At 60.2% G+C, this 19025-nt stretch carries 17 protein-coding genes and 1 pseudogene; 10 read left to right on the top strand and 8 right to left on the bottom strand.

The features are described 5' to 3' along the window. Positions 1-9 precede the first annotated feature (9 nt). Positions 10-297 carry a GNAT family N-acetyltransferase gene (locus E4S61_RS26015; RefSeq protein WP_209309590.1) on the bottom strand — a complete coding sequence of 96 codons (288 nt, stop codon included), beginning with the start codon at positions 295-297 and terminating at the stop codon, positions 10-12. Positions 298-653: 356 nt separating this feature from the next. Next, positions 654-1442 carry a TrmB family transcriptional regulator gene (locus E4S61_RS22515; protein ID WP_135306163.1) on the bottom strand — a complete coding sequence of 263 codons (789 nt, stop codon included), beginning with the start codon at positions 1440-1442 and terminating at the stop codon, positions 654-656. An 83-nt stretch (positions 1443-1525) separates the two neighbouring features. Between E4S61_RS22515 and E4S61_RS22510 the strand changes: the two genes are divergently transcribed. From E4S61_RS22510 to E4S61_RS22495, 4 genes and pseudogenes are all read left to right on the top strand, one after another. Continuing rightward, positions 1526-1858 carry a DMT family transporter gene (locus E4S61_RS22510; RefSeq protein ID WP_135306162.1) on the top strand — a complete coding sequence of 111 codons (333 nt, stop codon included), beginning with the start codon at positions 1526-1528 and terminating at the stop codon, positions 1856-1858. A gap of 94 nt (positions 1859-1952) precedes the next feature. After that, positions 1953-3200: a digeranylgeranylglycerophospholipid reductase gene (locus tag E4S61_RS22505; protein WP_135306161.1), complete on the top strand. Its 1248-nt coding sequence runs from the start codon at positions 1953-1955 to the stop codon at positions 3198-3200. A gap of 80 nt (positions 3201-3280) precedes the next feature. Next, positions 3281-4954 (top strand): annotated as a pseudogene (locus tag E4S61_RS22500) (transposase). 361 nt (positions 4955-5315) lie between these two features. Then, positions 5316-6437, top strand: coding sequence for a tyrosine-type recombinase/integrase (locus tag E4S61_RS22495; RefSeq protein WP_135306160.1), 1122 nt, complete (start codon positions 5316-5318; stop codon positions 6435-6437). A gap of 32 nt (positions 6438-6469) precedes the next feature. Here the strand turns inward: E4S61_RS22495 and E4S61_RS22490 are convergent, their stop codons facing one another. Further along, complete coding sequence (locus tag E4S61_RS22490; protein WP_135306159.1) at positions 6470-6919, bottom strand: response regulator; 450 nt, start codon at positions 6917-6919, stop codon at positions 6470-6472. Positions 6920-7218: 299 nt separating this feature from the next. Between E4S61_RS22490 and E4S61_RS22485 the strand changes: the two genes are divergently transcribed. Further along, positions 7219-8433, top strand: a complete 1215-nt coding sequence (locus E4S61_RS22485; protein ID WP_135306158.1) for an aminotransferase class V-fold PLP-dependent enzyme — start codon at positions 7219-7221, stop codon at positions 8431-8433. 40 nt (positions 8434-8473) lie between these two features. On the opposite strand, the gene E4S61_RS26010 is transcribed toward E4S61_RS22485, so the two are convergent. Further along, positions 8474-8860, bottom strand: a complete 387-nt coding sequence (locus E4S61_RS26010) for a hypothetical protein (RefSeq protein ID WP_209309589.1) — start codon at positions 8858-8860, stop codon at positions 8474-8476. A 102-nt stretch (positions 8861-8962) separates the two neighbouring features. On the opposite strand from E4S61_RS26010, the gene E4S61_RS22475 reads away from it, so the two are divergent. Both E4S61_RS22475 and E4S61_RS22470 read left to right on the top strand, forming a co-directional pair. Then, entirely contained in the window at positions 8963-10015 is a 1053-nt protein-coding gene (locus E4S61_RS22475) for an NAD(P)-dependent alcohol dehydrogenase (protein WP_135306157.1), read from the top strand. Positions 10016-10276: 261 nt separating this feature from the next. Next, positions 10277-11206: a CBS domain-containing protein gene (locus E4S61_RS22470; protein ID WP_135306156.1), complete on the top strand. Its 930-nt coding sequence runs from the start codon at positions 10277-10279 to the stop codon at positions 11204-11206. Between the two features lie 26 nt (positions 11207-11232). On the opposite strand, the gene E4S61_RS22465 is transcribed toward E4S61_RS22470, so the two are convergent. The 4 genes from E4S61_RS22465 to E4S61_RS22450 are packed head-to-tail and all read right to left on the bottom strand — an operon-like array spanning position 11233 to position 15084. Next, complete coding sequence (locus E4S61_RS22465) at positions 11233-12027, bottom strand: ABC transporter permease (protein ID WP_135306155.1); 795 nt, start codon at positions 12025-12027, stop codon at positions 11233-11235. Further along, positions 12024-12887: an ABC transporter permease gene (locus E4S61_RS22460; protein WP_135306154.1), complete on the bottom strand. Its 864-nt coding sequence runs from the start codon at positions 12885-12887 to the stop codon at positions 12024-12026. Before E4S61_RS22460 ends, E4S61_RS22465 begins: the two co-directional genes overlap by 4 nt. Next, entirely contained in the window at positions 12884-13927 is a 1044-nt protein-coding gene (locus E4S61_RS22455) for an ABC transporter ATP-binding protein (RefSeq protein WP_135306153.1), read from the bottom strand. The genes E4S61_RS22460 and E4S61_RS22455 overlap by 4 nt, the downstream gene beginning before the upstream one ends. A gap of 5 nt (positions 13928-13932) precedes the next feature. After that, a complete protein-coding gene (locus tag E4S61_RS22450; protein ID WP_135306152.1) occupies positions 13933-15084 on the bottom strand; it encodes an ABC transporter substrate-binding protein in 1152 nt (383 codons plus the stop codon). Positions 15085-15247: 163 nt separating this feature from the next. On the opposite strand from E4S61_RS22450, the gene E4S61_RS22445 reads away from it, so the two are divergent. Genes E4S61_RS22445 through E4S61_RS22435 form a run of 3 tightly spaced genes read left to right on the top strand, consistent with a single transcriptional unit; the run spans position 15248 to position 19024 of the window. After that, on the top strand, positions 15248-16033 hold the full coding sequence (locus E4S61_RS22445; protein ID WP_135306151.1) for an enoyl-CoA hydratase/isomerase family protein: 786 nt from the start codon (positions 15248-15250) through the stop codon (positions 16031-16033). A gap of 2 nt (positions 16034-16035) precedes the next feature. Then, a complete protein-coding gene (locus tag E4S61_RS22440) occupies positions 16036-18234 on the top strand; it encodes an acetate--CoA ligase family protein (RefSeq protein ID WP_135306150.1) in 2199 nt (732 codons plus the stop codon). Next, complete coding sequence (locus E4S61_RS22435; protein WP_135306149.1) at positions 18227-19024, top strand: enoyl-CoA hydratase/isomerase family protein; 798 nt, start codon at positions 18227-18229, stop codon at positions 19022-19024. The genes E4S61_RS22440 and E4S61_RS22435 overlap by 8 nt, the downstream gene beginning before the upstream one ends. The last annotated feature ends 1 nt before the right edge of the window (position 19025 follow it).

Genomic DNA, 19025 nt, shown 5'->3' with positions numbered 1-19025 from the left:
GTTGAGTACTTAGGACAGTTGCTTTGTCAGTTCGACACTCGGAATCTCTGGTGTGTCGGGACCACTTGCATCGATTTCGCGTTGTTTTTCGAAGCCGAGTGTTTCGTAGAAGCCAACAGCGTTTAGCGACGCGGGAACGATCAGCACCTCTACGCCTTCCTGTCGAGCGATTGTTTCGAGTTCCTCAACGATTGTCCGCCCGATTCCTTGTCCTGTGTAGTCAGGATCAACAAATGTTGCTGCCAGCACGTTCTCGTTGAGATGGATGCTTCCCCAGCCAACGATCTCTCCATCCAATTCAGAATAATTGGACGACACGACTCGTCGGAAAACTCGTCCTCAGGAATTTCCTCAGCATCTGGCTCAGCGGGTGCCAGAAGCGCAAGCTGTTCGTCTGTGTAGTACTCATCTGCGTTCTCTCGGAGCGACTCCGATTGAATACGCGCCATCGCTGCTGCGTCTTCGGGAGACGCCTCTCGGAGAGAGACCATGATGAGAACAACCAGGTAGCCAGAATAATACCTTTCCCGGATAGAGCAATCCTTCGTCTATACTGACCGCGACTGGGTCAGAATATATCACTTGCTGAGGATTTCAACAGAGCCGTTTGAGTCAATTACATCACATCACGTCTTCCTCCCATCATCACTGTCTCACTCAAGGAGGGGAACAGCATCGGTCCACAGTCGTTGGAAGTACTGCTCAAACTCTGAGACGACTTGCGAATCTTTGATCCCGATCACACCGATCCTGTCTTCACCAGATACTGGATGTAGCACATCGATCGTCGTCTCCACATTGTCCACGATATCAAACGAAAGCGCAATCTGAGGAGTCGTTCTGACAGTTATGTCTGCGGGCTGGTCTTCAATTAGATGTGGGAATCGGTCGGGGAGTACGGTAACTGCTTTTTCACTGAAGAGGAGGTCAACAGACAAATCCGTATTAGCACCCTCGAAAAAGCCTTCCACTTCAGATTGGAGTGTCTCCCACGTCGCATCCTCGTAGGGAGGCCCGACGGTTGCTTTGACAACGTTCTCCGCGGTTCGCATATGCTGCTGGAGTGCTGTACTCATTTCGTCACTCCCCAGCGATCCAAGCCAGAAACTACTCTCTGTTGGTGGTGTCGGCAAAAGGTTCGAACGAACTGTTTCTGCTTTCTCGCGGTAACGATCCCACTCTTGTTTCAGTTCATATGCCCGTTCAGCCAGAAGCCTGTCGACGACGGTTTCTGGCTGTACGGCAACGTACCGATTTGGATCGCTTGACTGTCTCCAGATCAGCTTGCGAGCTTCAAGGCCGTTTAGTACGTCGTAGATACGGCCTTTTGGAACCCCACTAGTATCAGAGAGTTCAGCTGCCGTCACTGCTCCTGTTACGAGAAGGGTTCGATAGGCCTTCTCCTCGTAACTTGAGAGTCCAAGCTCGCTCAATTCCGTCATGCTTTGTCATTGTGCCTCCAAACAAATTGTAAGTGCTGTTTTGTTTCAGTAGTCGTATATCGGCGGATTCGAGACCTAACGATATGCATCCGTACGTACTGCTTGCTGGTGCAATACTCTCCGAATTATTCGGGACAACTGCCCTCAAACTCTCGGAGGGATTTTCACAACCGGTTCCCAGTATTGGGGTTGTCCTCGGATATGGGGCAGCGTTCTATCTACTATCCCTGACGTTAGAGGAATTACCGATGGGTGTCGTCTATGGGACATGGGCAGCATTGGGTATTGTCGGTGTGGCAGGTATCGGGGCCGTTGTTTTTGATGAACCAGTTGATCTGGCAGGCCTTCTCGGAATTGGCCTCATTATCGGGGGCGTCTACTGCGTCAACGTGGTGTCACAGATGTCTGCCCACTAAGATGGTGGGCGCCGGGCCTGTGTAGAAACAACCGAAAAGTGGCACTGTGTTCCAACATCTTGTTCATCCGCTCTTGAGTAGTTGTTCTCCAACGATGTCAAACAGGTATGATGTAATCATCGCTGGGGCAGGTCCAGCGGGGGCGCAGTGTGCACGAGATCTAGCTGACCGTGGGTACGATGTTGTCGTCTTAGAAACCGAAGCAGAAGATGAGTTCCCAGCTCAAAGTAACAAATCTACCGGCGGAACGTTTGCGTCAATGATGACCTCCTTCAGCATCCCGGACGACGTCGTTATGCACGCGACTGAATCAGTAGTTCTTGAATCTCCAAATGAACACTTTATCCAGGACCAGCCGGGCTTTGTCTTGGACTTCGAGGCGTTCAAGAAGTTCCTTGTCGAGGATGGTCGTCACAAGGGTGCTGAGTATCGGTTTGATGCTCGTGTTCGTGACCCGATCGTCGAAGGTGGCGATCTCGTTGGTGTCCGTTATAATCGTGACCAAGAGGTCTTTGGCGAAATCGTTATTGATGCTACGGGTCCGGCTGCGCCACTGGCTAAAGATCTGGGGATAGCCAATCTTGAGCGGGAGAACCACGCGATTGGTATTGAATACTTATTCAAAGGCGTCGATCTCACTCATCCCGAGTTTGCTGATCTCACTGACGCGATGATGTTGCGGTTGGACCACGAGTACGCCCCTGGAGGTTACTCGTGGATCTTCCATACGGGTGACGACACAGCAAAAGTCGGTATTTGTTACATCCAGAATGAACGCTATCAAGAAAACGCCATTCACGATCGCACCGTCGACGGGTATCTCGAACATTGGCTTGATACTGACCCACGGTTCGAGAACGCTAGACAAATCGCAGAGAGTCCAGTTCGGGGATCAGCACATGTACAGCCCCCCGGATCAATGAGTACTGATTCGTTTATGGCGATCGGTGATACTGTCCCATCGGTTGATCCTGTCTGGGGAGAGGGAATCTACAAGTGTATGAAATCAGCTCGAGCAGCTGCAATGACAGCCGATCGCTGTCTGACGAGGACGAAAAACACCTCTGCTGAGGAGATGGGAGTCTACGACGACCTATGGAACGAGCAAGTTGCCCCCAGACAAGACCGTCGATTGACGATGACGAGGTTGCTATACCTTGCACCAAACGAACGGTACGACCGACTCATGCAAGATCTGAACAAGCTCTCTCGAGATACCCTTTCAGATATTAACGATGGGAGCAAGCGGGAAATTGTAAAACTGTTGTATCCCAGTGATCTATCCTACCTCTGGAAATATTGGCGAGAAACACAATTGGGGAGTGTCTTTTACTCCAACTAACCACAACACTTCCGCTGATGAATCCAACTTCTATCCGATCTTGATCAACTGGTCTTCGACGTTTTGCTATCAATACCCACATGGCTATGACCCCCGAGTCGCGTCGAACAGTCTTTCGCCAAATCGCTCATTGTTCCTATGTCGATTGGCCAACGTATGGGTCTAGCCCGCTGTTCGATCGCTCGTCGCTTCCCGCACTGGTGTCGGATGTCCGCGTCGTCGCAAAAACGTGGTTCCAACAAGACGAACACGAGGGCGTTGAACCATTCGTCCACACATTACCGCTTGCATACGTCCAGTTCGATCCCTACGACCGGTATGCAGGATCGACGAGCTACGAGATGGAGACACTATTTCGCTTGTTCCTGCTGAAAGAATGCCATGGCTGGGACCACGAGACGGCCCTCGTCGAATACCTCACCCAGCACCCTGATTTCAGCGAACAGATCGGCTTGGAGTCGGTCCCCGATCAGTCAACCCTGTGGCGCAGTTGGCACCATCGCTTCACTGCAGACCTCCGGAACACGGTCGAAACCACAGCGCGAACGATCCTCATCAAAGCCCAAAATGCGGGTGTCTCTGTTCCACGAGAACCAGAACGGCAGAGCCGCAGACACCAATGACGAGAATGAAGAATCGGAACCCGATGATCAGATCATATCAGAGCAGGCCGAGGCCGTCACTAACCACGTCAGCGACGTTGCGTTCCCGCGTTCTCATTGGACCGTGGTGAGGGCTGTGAGATCCATGAGAATGCCTACTGAGACCTTCAGACCTATCTGGGGCTTCGAGAGAACTTAGCTGTCAACGAAGGGGCTCGGAGTTTCATCCACGAATCGACCCGAGATCGAACACCTTTGGGCCACGCCCATCGCGAGCATGTGCGGGATCTCTCCATTGAGCAGATACGCGAGATGTACCGCCAAGCCGTGAGTCGTCTCTTAGATCGAGTCGCAGAGACGGAGGAGTTCTTCCGAGCCGGTATTGTCGCGATCGACATCACAGAGTCCGACCCGTTTACTGGCAATCGTGCGGGTCACGAAGACGAGATTATCGGCACGAAAGAGAACACCGATGAGTACGCCTACCAGTGGGCGACAGTCCAGCTGGTCGGGAATGCCGTCCCGATCGTCTTAGATGCGCGCCCAGTTCGGAAAGGGGACACGCGCAAGGAGATCGTCACGGACCTCTTGGATTCGGCAGAGGCGGCTGTTCATATCGATAATGTGCTGATGGATCGTGAGTTCGACAGCCAGCAGATTCTAGAGATGATTAGCCAGCGCGGGCTGTCGTACGTCGTCCCAAAGCGAATGCAGACCAGCGAGAAAGCGCAGGCCAAACGGTTGCTACAGCGGGGTCAAGACCGATACGAGACCGACCGCAAGCTCCATCTCGGGAAGAACGAGTGGCACGAGACGACGCTGCTCTATCGACGGAAGGAGGACTCTGAACATGATGATCACCGGCAGTATTCGGTATTCATGTCGAACCGCGGCAGTGGATTCCTTACCGAGTACGGGTATCGCTGGGAGATTGAAAGTGGCTACAGGTCCATTAAGCGATTCATGGCCGCCACGACCTCGAAGGACTTTGGCCTCCGGTTCTTCTACTTCGTATTCGCGTGTCTGTTGTACTCAATCTGGCGAGCAGTCGATCTGGTACAGGTCGAATTGACTGGTGAATACGAGCATTCGCCGATCGTAACAGCCGACAATACGCTGACGCTGTTGAAGAAGGAAACGGGAATCGGATAGTGAGGTGGTTCTCGCCGTGTTAGCGTGGCGTCTGAGTGGCCACACTGTCCAAAGACTCGGAAATGTCTCGGATTAGTTTCCAGTACATCAAGAATCCCCGTTTGGAGAGGATCTGAAACAGATACCGCTCGTCGATTCGCCCGAAACCACGCATCATAGCCCCGCTAAACCCGCTATAGTCTCAACTTCCAAACTCCGAGATTTGATATAGCGATATCTGATATATAAATGGGTCTCTTGGGAGTACAGCGCTTCAGATTGTGGAAAACAACCGGTAGGGCCAAACTGACGATTACTCGTGATTCGTCGGGGAATCACGAGTAGATTTTTGGGGGTCGTCGCTGTACGTGCATCCGAGTCGATGACAGACAGCGAATCCGGGGGTTCGGGGGTCGAGAACGCACCGCCAGCACTTCGAAGCGCCCTCGACGACTACCTCGTCTCGCGTGGAAAGGGCGGGCAAAAGCAAAGCGGGATATACCGACGCCACGCCGAGCGCGAACTGGGGAAGTTCGTGACCTACCTCGAACGCGAAGGTATCGACGGGTTCGACGGAATCGAGGCCCGGACGCTTCGGCGGTACATCCGTCAGGAACTCTTGGGGCATGGCCACTCACCACGGACGGTGCAGAAGTACTACGACTACGTCTCCGCGTGGCTGGGCTGGGCACAGCGAGAGGGACTCATCGATACACACTACGGGATCCAGGAAGCCGCCAGGGAGCCACTCCCCGAAGCCGATACCCGAAAGGAGGAGCATCAGCAGACGTGGCAACGCGGGCAGCGGCAGGCGATCCTCGGCCACGTCGACGAACGGGCACGCGAGGCTATCGAGGAAGACGGTCTCGACGCGTACGGTCCCGTACGGAACCGCGCGCTCGTGTACGTCCTCGCCTACTCTGGCGTCCGCGGGAGCGAACTGCTCGCCAATTCACAGGACGACCGCCGCGACGGCGCGATGTGGCGAGACCTCGCTGACGGCTGCGATAGCCTCGAAGTCCTCGGGAAGAATCAACGGTGGGAAGACCGCTCAATTCCGCCACAGGCACGGACGGCCCTCGAACGGTGGCGGACCGTCCTCGATCCCGCACCGGAGTGGCCGCTCTTTCCGACGCTTCACTATCCTTCGTTGCACGATGCGCTCGATGCGGCCGGCGTCGAGAGAGCGGTATCGGGCCATGCCGAGATTTTCGACGCGCTCCGAGACGCAACGGGCCGGCCGCCCAGTATTACGACCGACGGCGCACGCCGACTACTGAAGCGGCTGACTGACGAGGCCGACATCGATGTCGAAGCGGGATATCTCCAACTCCACGGCGCTCGCCGCGGCGTCGGCCGGGTCCTCGCGATGCAACAGGGGGCCGACGCCGCCGCCGACCAACTCGGCAACTCCGTCGAAGTCGTCGAGAGGCGCTACTCCGATATCCTCGCCGCCGAACGCGCCGAGAAGACCGGCGAAGCGTTCGACGAACACGACGGGTGAGTTCCCTGCGCTTCGATCCGTGAAACGGCCGGCTAGTGCCGATACGACGGTCGTTCGATCCGGTCGAGCCAGAAGTCCCGTATTATCTCTATGAGTGCGACGTAGGCCTCGTAGTCGGTGGGTTTCGTGAGATACGCGTTCGCGCCGAGGTCGTACGCTCTGTCGATTGTCTCTTGGTCGTCCTCGCTCGAAAGGATGAGTACCGGGACCCGACGGCACGGTGCCGAACCGGCTTTGAGTTCTTCGAGCAACGCCATACCGCCGTCGCCGGGGATGTCGAGGTCGAGCAGAAGGAGGGCCGGCATCGCAGCCGTGTCACTTCCCTCGCTATCTTCTGACAGCGTCGGAAAGAACTCGACTGCTTCCCACGTATCGGTCGCAAATTCGAGTTCCGGGAACGCCACCTCGGCGGCCGCTTCTTCGAATAGGCGGCGGTCAGCCGAGTTATCTTCGACGACCAGCACTGTAGGCTCCTCGGTCATAAGTGATGAGAATCGATTGTATATAAGGTGAACCGCCTGGCTGTATCAATTTATCGGCCATATACACTCTTACACAGTTGTTTGTGGAAGGTACACGAATTCGCCCGGGATACTTTAGCGTTCATCGAGTGGCGGCTCGCTGAACGCCGACGAGCGACCACCGAGGCGGTTCGGAACGCCCACCGTGCGAACTCGCGCCGCGGGCCGTTGACAACGATTCTTTGGTTTTAACTGCTGACTTCTCGTTCGGTCAGTATCGATGCCCGGCGACAGTCCGCTGTTGGCCGGTCTCGCTCACTATGTCAGAGCACACACGCGAGGACTCCGTCTACGAGGAACTAGGCGTCCCACCGGTGATCAACGCCGCCGGGACGAAAACGCGAATCGGCGGTAGTCGCATCCGCCCCGAGGCGCTCGACGATATGTGCCGGGCCGCCGGCGAGTTCGTGGAGTTAGGCGACTTACAGGCCCGTGCGTCGGAACTGATCGCCGAGGTGACCGGCGCGGAGGCGGGATACGTCACCAGCGGCGCGGCCGCCGGACTCCTCCTCTCCGCAGCGGCGGCCATCGCCGGGACGGATGTCGCCCTGATGGACCGCCTACCGAACACTGAGGGCGTTCCCGACGAGATCGTGATGCCCCGGACCCACCGCACCGGCTACGATCACGCGCTCCGGGCGGCTGGCGCGACCATCGTCGATGTGGGAACCAACGACCACCACCTCGGCACGGGCGCGACGAACGTCGAACCGTGGGAGATCGAGCGAGCGATAACCGACCAGACCGTCGCCGTCGGCTACGTCCAGAAGACGTACACGCAGCCCGACCTCTCGGTGGTCGCTGAAATCGCCCACGGCAACGACGTGCCAGTCATTGTGGACGCCGCGGCGGAAGTCCCGCCGGTTGAGAACCTTTCGGCGTTCGTCGATGCGGGCGCGGACATGGTCGTCTTCAGCGGCGGGAAGGGTATTCGCGGACCACAGACCACCGGCATCGTCGCCGGCAGACGAGAGTACGTCGAGTCGATCGCTGCTCAGCACCTCGACATGCACGTCGCCGCGGACGTGTGGACCCCTCCCGAGGGACTCCTCGATCGTGCGCACTTCGACGGCGTCCCACGGCAAGGCATCGGCCGACCAATGAAAGTCGGCAAGGAGGAACTCGTCGGCCTCGTAAGCGCGCTAGACTCGTTCGTCAAAGAGGACCAGCAAGCCCTGCAAGAGGAGTGGAGCGCCCGGGTCGATGCCGTCGTCGACCGCCTGCGTGAGACCGGCCTGGACGTGACCACCACCGCACCGGAGGGGACGAGTGTCGCACCGGAAGCCGTCGTCTCGCTTTCGGGCGTCGATATCAGTGCCCGCGACCTCGTGGCCGCGCTCAGGGACGAGAACCCCCGCGTCTACGTCGGGGCCGACGGCATCGGTGCCGACGAGATAGTCGTCAACCCGATGTGTCTGACCGACGAGGAAGCCGACTACGCTGTTTCCCGGATTCTCGCCGCCATCGACGGCTGACCCACTCCTTCAGGCGGACGACCGCTCGTTCGAGCCTGTCTCAGGCGCTCGTCTTCGGAGCGGCTTTCCGCTGGAGCAGCGGTTTCACTTCGAGGATCTCCACGACGTATGACTCTCGATTGGTGTAGGTGAGCGTCCCCTCGTCTAACTGGAGGGAGATCTCACCACCAAAGTAACCGTTCCGCTCGTACTCCTTGAGGTCGGCCACGTCGCCGAGCGTCCAGCATACGGCGACGTCCGTGCTCTCTAACGGGACGTCTTCTTCGATGATGATATCCAAACCACCGGGACGATTTCGAATCGTACTCCCGACTTCGGTCGCGTCCGCGTCGTAGGCGTTCGAGAGCGACTCGCGGATGACTTCGAGCGGATCCTCGAAGTCGCTCGCTATCTCTAAGAACTCGTTGACTTCGTTTACTTTGGGCAATTTCCATCAGAAATTGGACTCGTCCGTAACTGCTAGAGAGGTGAGTAGAAACCCGTCTATGCGGCCAAGTGTACTGCTCTCGTCAGTTCATATTGGTCGATTATGCAAGCATACGTGATGCGCTCGGTTGGAGAGACAGGGTTCGTCGAGAAAGACCGACCTGAGGCGGGGCCGAACGATGCAATCGTTCAGCCGACGCTGGGCCTCGTCTGTACCTCGGACGTTCACACGGTCCATGGTGCCATCGGAGAGCGAGAGGACATCACGCTCGGCCACGAGGCCGTCGGGATCGTCGAGGAGGTCGGCGAGGCAGTCGAAATCTTCGAGCCAGGCGACCGGGTCGCTGTCGGTGCGATCACACCGGACTGGGGGTCGTTGGCCACCCAGGACGGTCACCCCTCACAGTCAGAACGAGCGCTCGGTGGGTGGAAATTCGCGAACGTCAAGGACGGCGTGTTCGCCGACTACTTCCACGTCAACGACGCGGACGCGAACATGGCTCTGATCCCGGACTCCGTCAGTGACGAGGCCGCGGCGTATGTAACCGACATGATGAGTACCGGCTTCAGTGCGGCCGAGCGGGCGGACATCCCTGTCGGAGGAACTGTCGCGGTGTTCGCTCAAGGACCAGTCGGGCTCATGGCGACCCAAGGGGCGGCTCTCCAAGGTGCAGGGCAGATTATCGCCGTCGAGAACGTTCCGAAACGCCAGGAATTCGCCGAGTTCTACGGCGCGGACGAGATCGTCGATTACACCGAGGTAGACACGGTCGAAGCGATCATGGACCTCACGGACGGTGAGGGAGTCGACGCGGCCATCGAGGCATTAGGGTCGAACACGACGTTCCAGCACTGTATCGAGGTCACCAAGCCCGGTGGTGTGATCTCGAACGTCGGCTACCATGGAGAAGGAGAGTACGTCGATATCCCCCGGGACGCGTGGGGCGTCGGGATGGCCGAAAAGGACATCGTGACCTCACTCTGTCCCGGTGGCCGCCTTCGCCTCCAGCGGCTGTTGCGCCTGCTCGAAACCAAGAAGGTCGACCCGGCTCGGATGACCACCCACGAGTTTGCCTTCGACGAAATCGACGAGGGATTCCACCTCATGGAGAGCAAAGAAGAGGGTATCATCAAGCCCGTAATCAATTTCGATTGAGACTCCGCTTGAACATCTCTGGATACCCGGGCGTACGCTGGAGGTGCGTGATAGGTAGAACGCGCTCATGGTGGCGACGAGCAAGCTAGCCAGTTCCTCGAAGCAATCTACTTACAGAGCGTTGGTAGCACTCGGACGTTGCGTGGGGCAGTCGCTCCTGGAAATCACATCCGCAAAATCGCGTTTGACCACGGTATCACTCTCATCGGTTGGTATGTTTTCGTCAAATAGCCTCTTGTCACGTCGGACCGACCTCCGATCATGGCGTTCCCGATTCGCGTCACCGACGTAATGAGCAGTCCGGTCAAGACAGCTTCGCCTACGACAACCGCCAGCAATGCTGCTGGCCGGTGTTATACGGCCGCAATCGGGTCACTAGTCGTCGTCGAGGACGGCACGGTTGTCGGCATCGTCACCAGCGACGACTTCGTGCGATTACTCAGCGAGGTGTCGGACCCGGAAGAGCGCTCGCTGTCGGAGTTCATGTCGACCGATGTCGTTTCGGTCGATGCAAGCGCCACCCTTGGCGACGCAGTCGAAACAATGTTTGAGCATGATGTCGCCCGGTTAGTCGTCTTTGACGGCGATGAACTGGTTGGGTTAGTCAGCACTGACGATATCGTTCGTCACGTCCCGCAAATCCTTCAACGGCAGGAAATCGACGGCCACGAGCGACCGACGGCCCGCTACCGCCGACAGCAAGAGACCGCCTACGAGAAAGACGACTGGGATGTGGAGGGGACGGGACTTGAGGACCACCACGTTAACGTCGGTGACAGGGTCACGTTCTCTAAGACGATCAGCGAACAGGACGTGAGGACCTTCGCGGCCGCCAGCGGCGACACCAACCGGCTTCACCTTGACGGGGAATACGCCAGCCAGACGCGGTTCGGCCAGCGAATAGTGCATGGGACGCTCATCTGCGGGTTGATCAGCGCCGCGCTGGCCCGTCTCCCCGGTGTAACCATCTACCTCTCACAGGACCTCTCGTTCCTCAAACCGGCCGACATTGGTGACCGACTCACCGCGGTGTGTGAAGTCGTCAAGGACCTGAGCAGGAACAAATATCAGCTCACGACGGACGTAATCGACGAGGATGGCGAACGTCTGATAGAGGGGCAGGCCGCCGTCCTGATTGATGAGACACCGGAGACTGGTCGGGTCGTTGTCGAGACTCTCGCCAACAGCTAACCGCCAGTCGAGAAAGAATCGGGGCGTCAGGAAGCGGTGAGGCGGCGGCTGGACAGCGCTACCACGAGCATAATGACAATGAGCACGACTGAGAGCGCGTTGATTGTCGGCGTTAGTCCCGTCCGGAGCATCGTGTAAATGACGACCGGGACCGTGCTCGTGTCGGGAGAGATGAGGAACTGCGTCGCGGTGAACTCGCCAAACGAGACGACGAAGGCGATGAACCCGCCTGCGAGGATGGCCGGCGAGATAATCGGCCCAGTCACGTTGCGGAACGTCGTCACCGGGTCAGCACCGAGAACCCGCGAAGCGCGCTCGAGGTCCTCGTCGAACGTCAGCAGTTCCGACCGGACCAGCAGGAACACGTACGGGAGCGAGAGCACAGTGTGGCCGAGGACGAGTGCCGGGTAGCCCGACGGGAGCTGGAGCGTCCCGAAGTACCGGACGAGCGCGATGCCCGTGATAACCGGCGAGATAATCATCGGTAGCAGCATGACGGTCGAAATCTGCTGCTTGTAGGGGAACTCCGCACGCACAAACCCAATCGCTGCGATGGTTCCGATGATGGCCGAGAGAATCGCTGACGCCGTCGCGACGACCAGGCTCACCGTCAGTGCATCGAGCAGCTTGTCGTCCTGTAGGAGCTGCTCGTACCACGCCAGCGAGATCCCCTCCTGTGGAATTGCCGGGAACGTCTGCGTGGTAAACGACGTCAGCACGACGATGATGACGGGCAAGAGCAGGAAGGCGAACACGACGGCGACGATAGCATGGAACGAGAGGCCGCGCAGTCGAGTTGCTGCGGTCGTGCTCGTACTCATATATTCTCGAGCACCTCCTGCAGGCTGAAGACCGCATTAAAGACGAACAAGAGCGCGACGAGCAATACGGTGTAGACGATGGCGAGTGCCGAGGCGAACTGAATGTTGAAGTTGTCCAGGAACGCCTGTGCGATGACGTTCGCGATCATCGTCTGCCGTGGGCCACCAAGCACTGCCGGTCCGAGGAATGACCCGGCAGCAAGGATGAACACGATGAGCCCGGCAGCGACCAGCCCAGGGAGACTCAGCGGGAAAATGACCTTCGCGATGGTCCACCACTTGTTGGCACCGAGTACCCGCGACGCGTTGATGAGTTCCTCGTCGATGGCGTTCAGCGAGTTGTAGAGTGGCAGGACGGCGAACGGGAGATAGACGTTCGCCAGTCCGATGACCACTGCCGGCGTGGTGAACAGGAGCCCTGGCTCGATGCCCGTCAGGTCGGCGAACGGGCCCGCCGGTGACAAGAATAGCAGGATACCGAAGTACCGGACGATGTAGGCGATCCACAGCGGCACGATAATCAGCGTCATCGCGAGACGAACCCGGTCGGTGGCGAAGGCGAGGTAGTACGAGAGCAGGTACGCCAGTGCCAGGGTCACAGCCGTCGTGACGATACCGAACAGGAACGACCGGACGAACGCGTCGATGTAGATCCCGTCCATCACACGCCGGTAGGACTCGAACGGCGTCGCCGAGTCGAGGTGCAGGCTCTCCGGTACCAGTAGCATGACGGGCAGGATGAAAAAGAGCCCGACGAACCCGACCCCGAGCAGTGCGAGGTGCCGATTCGAAACATGACCCTCGAGCCCTTCACCGACCGTGTGGATGAGACCGCTCAGTCCGGATTGCCTGACGCTCATAGGACGATCACCCGCCCGGCGTCGAACCGGATGAAGACGTCCTCACCGATCTCGATATCGGGGAAGCGGCCCGTGTGAGCGAGCGCGGTCGTCCCATCCGCGAGCTCGATGGACATCTCGGCCCGGTTCCCGAGGTTCGAGATGTCGATGACGGTGCCAGGGAATTCGTTCGTGGCCCCTGTCGGTTCGGTACCCACGTCGATATCCTCCGGTCGGACGTACACTGAGACGCTCTCCCCGGCACTGTGGGACGCATCGGGTAGCGTGATGGCCTTGCTGTCGTTGTGGATGACGGCATGGCCGTCCTCGTGGGTGACCTCGCCGGTGAACTGGGTAGACTTGCCGACGAACTCGGCGACGAACGGATTGGTTGGCCGCTCGTAGATGGCTTCCGGCGAGTCCATCTGCTGGGCCCGACCGTCGTCAAGAACGACCACCTTGTCCGACATCGACAGGGCGTCCTCCTGATCGTGCGTAACGTACAGCGTCGTGACACCGACCTCGCGCTGGACGCGGTGGAGCCAGCCCCGCATCTCCTCGCGGAGCACCCGGTCCAACCCCGTCAGCGGCTCATCCAGCAGGAGGATGTCGGGTTCGTACGCCAGTGCCCGTGCCAGCGAGACGCGCTGTTGCTGGCCGCCGGAGAGTTCGCCGGGGCGGTGGTCGCCGTGTTCGGGCATGTCGACCAACTCGAGTGATTCTTCGACTCGGTCGGCGATATCGGCCTTGGAGTAGCCGTGCATCTTCAGCCCGTACGCGATGTTCTCCCGGACGGTCATATGCGGGAACAGCGCCGTCGACTGGAACGCCATCCCGATGTTGCGCTTCTCCGGCGGCAGGTCGGTCACGTCGTCGCCACGGAGGTGGATCTGCCCCTCGGTTGGCTCCACGAGCCCGGCGATAGAGTGCAGCGTCGTCGACTTGCCACAGCCAGAGGGGCCGAGTAGCGTAACGAACTCCCCCTCCTCGATGCGGAAGGAGAGGTCCTCTACTGCACAAAGGTCGCCGTAGTATTTGGTGAAGCCTTTGACTTCGAGCATCAGTATTAGCCCTGTTTGATCTTCTCGAGTCGCTGGGTCCAAGCCTCTTGCTTGGGGAGGACCTTCTCCCAGTTACGGAAGGCCAGATCCTCGGCGGGTGCGTAGTCGGGCAGCTGTGTCATCTTCTCAGGTGGGTTCTTCACCTGCACGGTGTAGTTCATCTTGTCCGACAGCGTCAGGAGGTGTTCGCGCTGGTAGGTGTGGTTCAGCAGTTCGTGGGCCAGGTCGAGGCTCTCGGAACCCTTGACCACGGCGAGGTTGTCGGCCCAGCCCATCGCTCCCTCCTTTGGGATAACATACTCAATTTGGTCATAGCCCTCCTCCTGCAGGGCGAGGACGCGTCCGCCCCAGGCCTCGCAGATCCAGGCGTTCTCCTGCCGGAGGTAGCGGATGGAGGTGGCACCGTCACCCCAGTAGGAGAAGACGTTCTTGTCTTCCTTCTTCGCCCGTGCAAACATCTCGTCCGTCTTCCCCTGGTCGCCGGGCACGTCGTTGATGTTGAGCCCGGCGGCAGCCGCGCTGTTCGAGAGCCGGTCAACAGTGCGGTCGATGAGCGAGACCTTGCCTTCGTACTTCGAGTCGAGAATTGCGTCCCAGGAGTTTAGCTCCCCGTCGACCTTCTCAGTGTTGTACGCGTAGCCGGTCGCGCCGTTCTCGCGGATGAGCCCCATCGTGTCCCCGTCGCTCATGTTGTACGACAGCGACCGGGCAGACTCCTTGATGTTCTTCTCGTAGTTGGGAACCTTCGAGAGGTCGATGGGCTCGAGCACGTCCTCCTTCTGGGCTCGGGCCATCCCCGTGTCGTTGAGTGCGACGATGTCGAAGGACCCGGGGTTCTGCTTGATGAGCGAAATCATCTCTGTCGTCCCGCCCGCAGAGGTACCCTGGACCTTCACGCCGGACTCATCGGCCCACGGCTCGAAGACGGACATCTGGGCGGCCTGCGTGTTCCCACCGAAGCCGAGGAACCGGAGCTTGCCGCTCCCGCTACCGCCACCACTCCCGCCAGTGCTCCCATTGCCGCCGTCACCGCCATCGCCGCCGCCATCACTGCCATCACCGCCATCGCCGCCGGAACATCCTGCAAGTGCGGTCAGCGTTCCAGCACCGACTGCCGTCAGTACGTCACGCCGTCTGAGTGTGTCTTTGTGAGACATCGACACACGAACCTTCTACACAATGATATAATAATCTTTCGCAGACATCAATCCTATATTCGGCAAAGTTCCTACTATAGACTGTTCAGTTAAGAACGAGCCAAAGTTTATGTGGTTGAGCTCTGAGAGTCTAGGCAGTGAACCGATCATGACAAGGCGAGACATGGCACCGGAGTCTCCGACGGTGTACCAGCGGGAGGGAGACGTCGCATCCATCCGACTGAATAGGCCGGATTCGCTCAACGCAGTAACCCCCGATCTGTACGCGGGCATCCAGGAGGGACTCGACCGGGCCGAAGCCGAGGACGCCCGAGTCGTCGTCCTCGAGGGAGCTGGTCGGGCGTTCTGTGTCGGCGCGGACATGGAACAACACGGCGAGACCGAACGGTCGGCCAAGGAGCGCCGGGAGTATGTCTGGCAGGCCCAGGACGCCTGTGAAGCGGTGCAAACACACCCGCGTCCGGTGGTCGCGAAGGTCCAGGGATACGCGATCGGGGCTGGGGCCGAACTCGCGCTTAGCGCGGATTTCGTCTTGATGGCCGAGGACGCCGAGCTCCGGTTCCCCGAGGTCGGAATCGGGACGTACATCGGCGGCGGCGTCACGTACACGCTCGCTCAACGCGTCGGGCGAGCCCGGGCGAAAGAGCTTGTCCTGTCGGCCGCGACGTTGACCGGCGAGGAGGCTACCGGGGAGGGCGTCGTGACTAGCTGTCATCCGGCGACTGAGCTTGATGCGGCTGTCGACAGGCTCGCGACCGACCTCGCGGGGAACGCCCCTATCCCGATGAAGTTCGCCAAGGCCCAGTTCGGCCGCGTGGGTGCGGCGAGCCGGGAGGATATGCTGACCGCCGAAGCCGAGGCCCTGCTGGCCTGCATGGCCACCGACGACTGGCAGGAGGGCATCGACGCGTTTGCCGAGGACCGCGACCCCGAGTTCGAGGGACGCTGACGATGGCAGGAGAGCCCACTGATATCGAGCGTATCATGGAGCCGGACGCGGTCGCCGTGGTCGGGGCCTCCACCGACGAGACGAAGCGCGGTCATCAGGCCATTGTGACCCTCCAGGAGGGTGGCTACGATGGCAACATCTACCCGGTCAACCCGAACGCAGAGGAGATCCGCGGGCTCGAAGTCTACCCCACCGTCTCGGCCATCCCCGGCCGCGTCGACCTCGCACTTATCGTCACACCCGCCCACATCGTCCCCAGCGTGCTCGAGGACTGTGCGGAGACCGACCTCGCCGGCGCCGTTGTCATCGCTGTCGGGTTCGGAGAGGCGGGAGAGGACGGCGAGGAACTCGAAGAGGAGATCGTCTCGTTCGCCCGCGAGCACGGTATCCGCCTCATCGGGCCCAACACCTCCGGCATGATCAACGTCCACCGGGGCCTGAACCTCGTCGGTGCCGATACCGTTCCAGAGGGAAGTCTCGCGCTGCTCTGTCAGAGCGGCAACATGGCCATCTCGCTGTTCACCGAGGCTGCCACGCGCGAGGGCGTCGGCTTCAGCCACTACGTCGGCGTCGGTAACGAGGCCGACCTGCAGTTCCACGAGTACCTGCCGTTCCTCGACGCCGACCCCGAGACCGACGCCATCGTCTGCTACGTGGAGGGGATGAGCGACGGCCGAGCCTTCCTCCAGGTGGCCCGGGACGTCGTTCTGAACACGCCCATTGTCGTGCTCAAGAGCGGCCGCTCGGACGTTGGCAAACGCTCTGCCTCCTCGCACACGGGCTCTCTGGCGGGCGATGCGGCCGTAACCGACGCCGTCCTCGAACAGGCCGGCGTCGTGAGCGTCGAGCGCTCTGACGAACTCCTGTCGGTCGCGAACGCACTCTCGTCGCTCCCCCGTGCCGACGGCCCGAACGTGGGCATCCTCGCTGACGGCGGGGGGCACGCGACGCTCGCGGCCGACGCGTGCACGGAACGCGGGCTCTCGATCCCCCGACTCACCGACGAGACCCAAGCGCGGCTCCAGTCGGTCCTCCCAGACGCCGCCAGCGTCGTCAACCCGGTCGACGTCGCGGGGGGCACCGACGACGACCAGTCCGTGTTCATCGACTGTGCGGCGACCATCATCGCTGACCCGAACGTGGACGCACTCCTGCTGACCGGCCTGTTCGGCGGCTACGGCGTCCGCTTCGCCGAGCAGTACACCGAAGTCGAGGTCGAGGCCGCCCGGGAACTGGCATCGCTCGCCGCCGAGTACGACACACCGTTGGTCGTCCAGAGCGCCTACGAGGGGTTCGACACTGAGCCCCACGCCGTGCTTCGCGAGCAGGGCATCCCGGTCGTCGAATCGCTAGACGTAGCGACCGCGAGTCTGTCAGCACTGGCCACCTACGGCGATCGGATCGCAGCCGCCGACCGGAGTAGTGACTTCCAGCTTCCTACGGCCACCACCGCCGATGATACCCTCGCCGAAACCATCGACCACGGTCGCACCCAACTCTCGGAGTTCGAGGCCAAACGTGCGCTCGCCGACGACGGGTTCCCCGTCACGCCGTTCGACCTCGCGACCAGTGCCGACGAGGCCGCGACGCTGGCCGCCGATGCCGACGGCCCCGTCGCGATGAAGGTGGTTTCGCCCGACATCGTTCACAAATCCGACGCGGGCGGGGTCGCCCTCGACGTGCGGGCGAACGCAGCCGCGGCGACCTACGACAACTTACTCTCGGCAGCCGCCGAGTACGACCCCGACGCGAGTCTCGACGGCGTCTTGGTCTCACCCATGCGGGACGCCGGTGTCGAGCTCATCGTCGGCGTCGTCGACGACGACCAGTTCGGCCCGGTCGTGATGTGTGGCCTCGGCGGCGTGTTCGTGGAGGTACTCGAGGACATCGCCTTCCGCGCCCTCCCGCTGACCGAGGCCGACGCCCGGGCGATGCTCGACGACATCGAGGCCCAAGAACTGTTAGATGGGGCCCGAGGGAACCCACCCGTCGACCGGGAGGCGGTCGTCGACCTTCTGGTCGCGGTTTCATCGTTCGTCCAAGCCAACCCGTCGGTGACCGAACTCGACCTGAATCCGGTGTTCGCCGACGCGGACGGCGTCGAAATCGTCGATGCGGCAATTACACTTGAGAGACAGCCCAGCCGGAACACAGAGGAAGAGGACTCCCCGACACCATCACGAGGTGAGACCGATGATTGAGATCGATGCACCCCTGACAGTCGAACACGTCACAGACCACGTCGCGACGGTCACGTACGACCGGCCCGAGGCAATGAACGCGTACAACGAACCGCTTCTTCGGGGGGCGGTCGAGGCGTTCGAGCGACTCGACGAACACGAGGCGGTGCGTGCAATCGTGCTCACGGGTACCGGCGACGCCTTCTGTGCCGGCGTCGACCTGAATGATATGCCCCTGACACCGGAGATGGATTTCGCCGAGTACGAGGCAGGGCTCGGCCTCTTCCAGAATGTCGTTCGGACGCTGCGCAGCATCGACACGCCTGTCATCGCGGCGGTCAACGGCTACGCGCTCGGCGCCGGCTGTGATACCGCCCTGGCGTGTGACTTCCGCCTCACCAGCGACGAGGGCGTCATCGGTGAGACGTTCATCGACGTCGGGTTCGTCCCTGGCGACGGCGGGGCCTTCCTCCTGCCGCGGCTCATCGGCGAGGCCCGGGCAAAGGAACTCATCTTCACCGGCCGGAAGCTCACCGGCGAGGAAATCGTCGAATGGGATCTCGCCCGCGAGCAGGTGCCGGCCGACGACCTCCTCGACGCCGCCGTCGCGTTCGCCACGGAGCTGGCCGACCGCCCACCGATTGCACTCGCCCAAAGCAAACAGTTGGTCAACGAGAGCTTCGATGTCGACCTCGAACAGGGGTTGGACGACGCGATGCGTGCCCAGCGGATCTGCTCGCAGACGCGCGACCACGCAGAGGCCGTCGAGGCGTTTGCCGAGGACCGGGACCCCGAGTTCGAGGGCCGATAGC

The sequence above is a fragment of the Haloarcula amylovorans genome, from assembly GCF_004681185.1.
Classification (GTDB): Archaea; Halobacteriota; Halobacteria; order Halobacteriales; family Haloarculaceae; genus Haloarcula; species Haloarcula amylovorans.
The sequence above is the reverse complement of the archived record's forward strand: the minus strand, read 5'-3'. Positions and strand labels throughout refer to the sequence as shown.

Bases quoted from the DNA above. Each gene is read 5' to 3' on its own strand.
- E4S61_RS22515 (WP_135306163.1), bottom strand. From the start codon at position 1,442: ATGACGGAATTGAGCGAGCTTGGACTCTCAAGTTACGAGGAGAAGGCC.
- E4S61_RS22510 (WP_135306162.1), top strand. From the start codon at position 1,526: ATGCATCCGTACGTACTGCTTGCTGGTGCAATACTCTCCGAATTATTC.
- E4S61_RS22505 (WP_135306161.1), top strand. From the start codon at position 1,953: ATGTCAAACAGGTATGATGTAATCATCGCTGGGGCAGGTCCAGCGGGG.
- E4S61_RS22495 (WP_135306160.1), top strand. From the start codon at position 5,316: ATGACAGACAGCGAATCCGGGGGTTCGGGGGTCGAGAACGCACCGCCA.
- E4S61_RS22490 (WP_135306159.1), bottom strand. From the start codon at position 6,919: ATGACCGAGGAGCCTACAGTGCTGGTCGTCGAAGATAACTCGGCTGAC.
- E4S61_RS22485 (WP_135306158.1), top strand. From the start codon at position 7,219: ATGTCAGAGCACACACGCGAGGACTCCGTCTACGAGGAACTAGGCGTC.
- E4S61_RS22475 (WP_135306157.1), top strand. From the start codon at position 8,963: ATGCAAGCATACGTGATGCGCTCGGTTGGAGAGACAGGGTTCGTCGAG.
- E4S61_RS22470 (WP_135306156.1), top strand. From the start codon at position 10,277: ATGGCGTTCCCGATTCGCGTCACCGACGTAATGAGCAGTCCGGTCAAG.
- E4S61_RS22465 (WP_135306155.1), bottom strand. From the start codon at position 12,027: ATGAGTACGAGCACGACCGCAGCAACTCGACTGCGCGGCCTCTCGTTC.
- E4S61_RS22460 (WP_135306154.1), bottom strand. From the start codon at position 12,887: ATGAGCGTCAGGCAATCCGGACTGAGCGGTCTCATCCACACGGTCGGT.
- E4S61_RS22455 (WP_135306153.1), bottom strand. From the start codon at position 13,927: ATGCTCGAAGTCAAAGGCTTCACCAAATACTACGGCGACCTTTGTGCA.
- E4S61_RS22450 (WP_135306152.1), bottom strand. From the start codon at position 15,084: ATGTCTCACAAAGACACACTCAGACGGCGTGACGTACTGACGGCAGTC.
- E4S61_RS22445 (WP_135306151.1), top strand. From the start codon at position 15,248: ATGGCACCGGAGTCTCCGACGGTGTACCAGCGGGAGGGAGACGTCGCA.
- E4S61_RS22440 (WP_135306150.1), top strand. From the start codon at position 16,036: ATGGCAGGAGAGCCCACTGATATCGAGCGTATCATGGAGCCGGACGCG.
- E4S61_RS22435 (WP_135306149.1), top strand. From the start codon at position 18,227: ATGATTGAGATCGATGCACCCCTGACAGTCGAACACGTCACAGACCAC.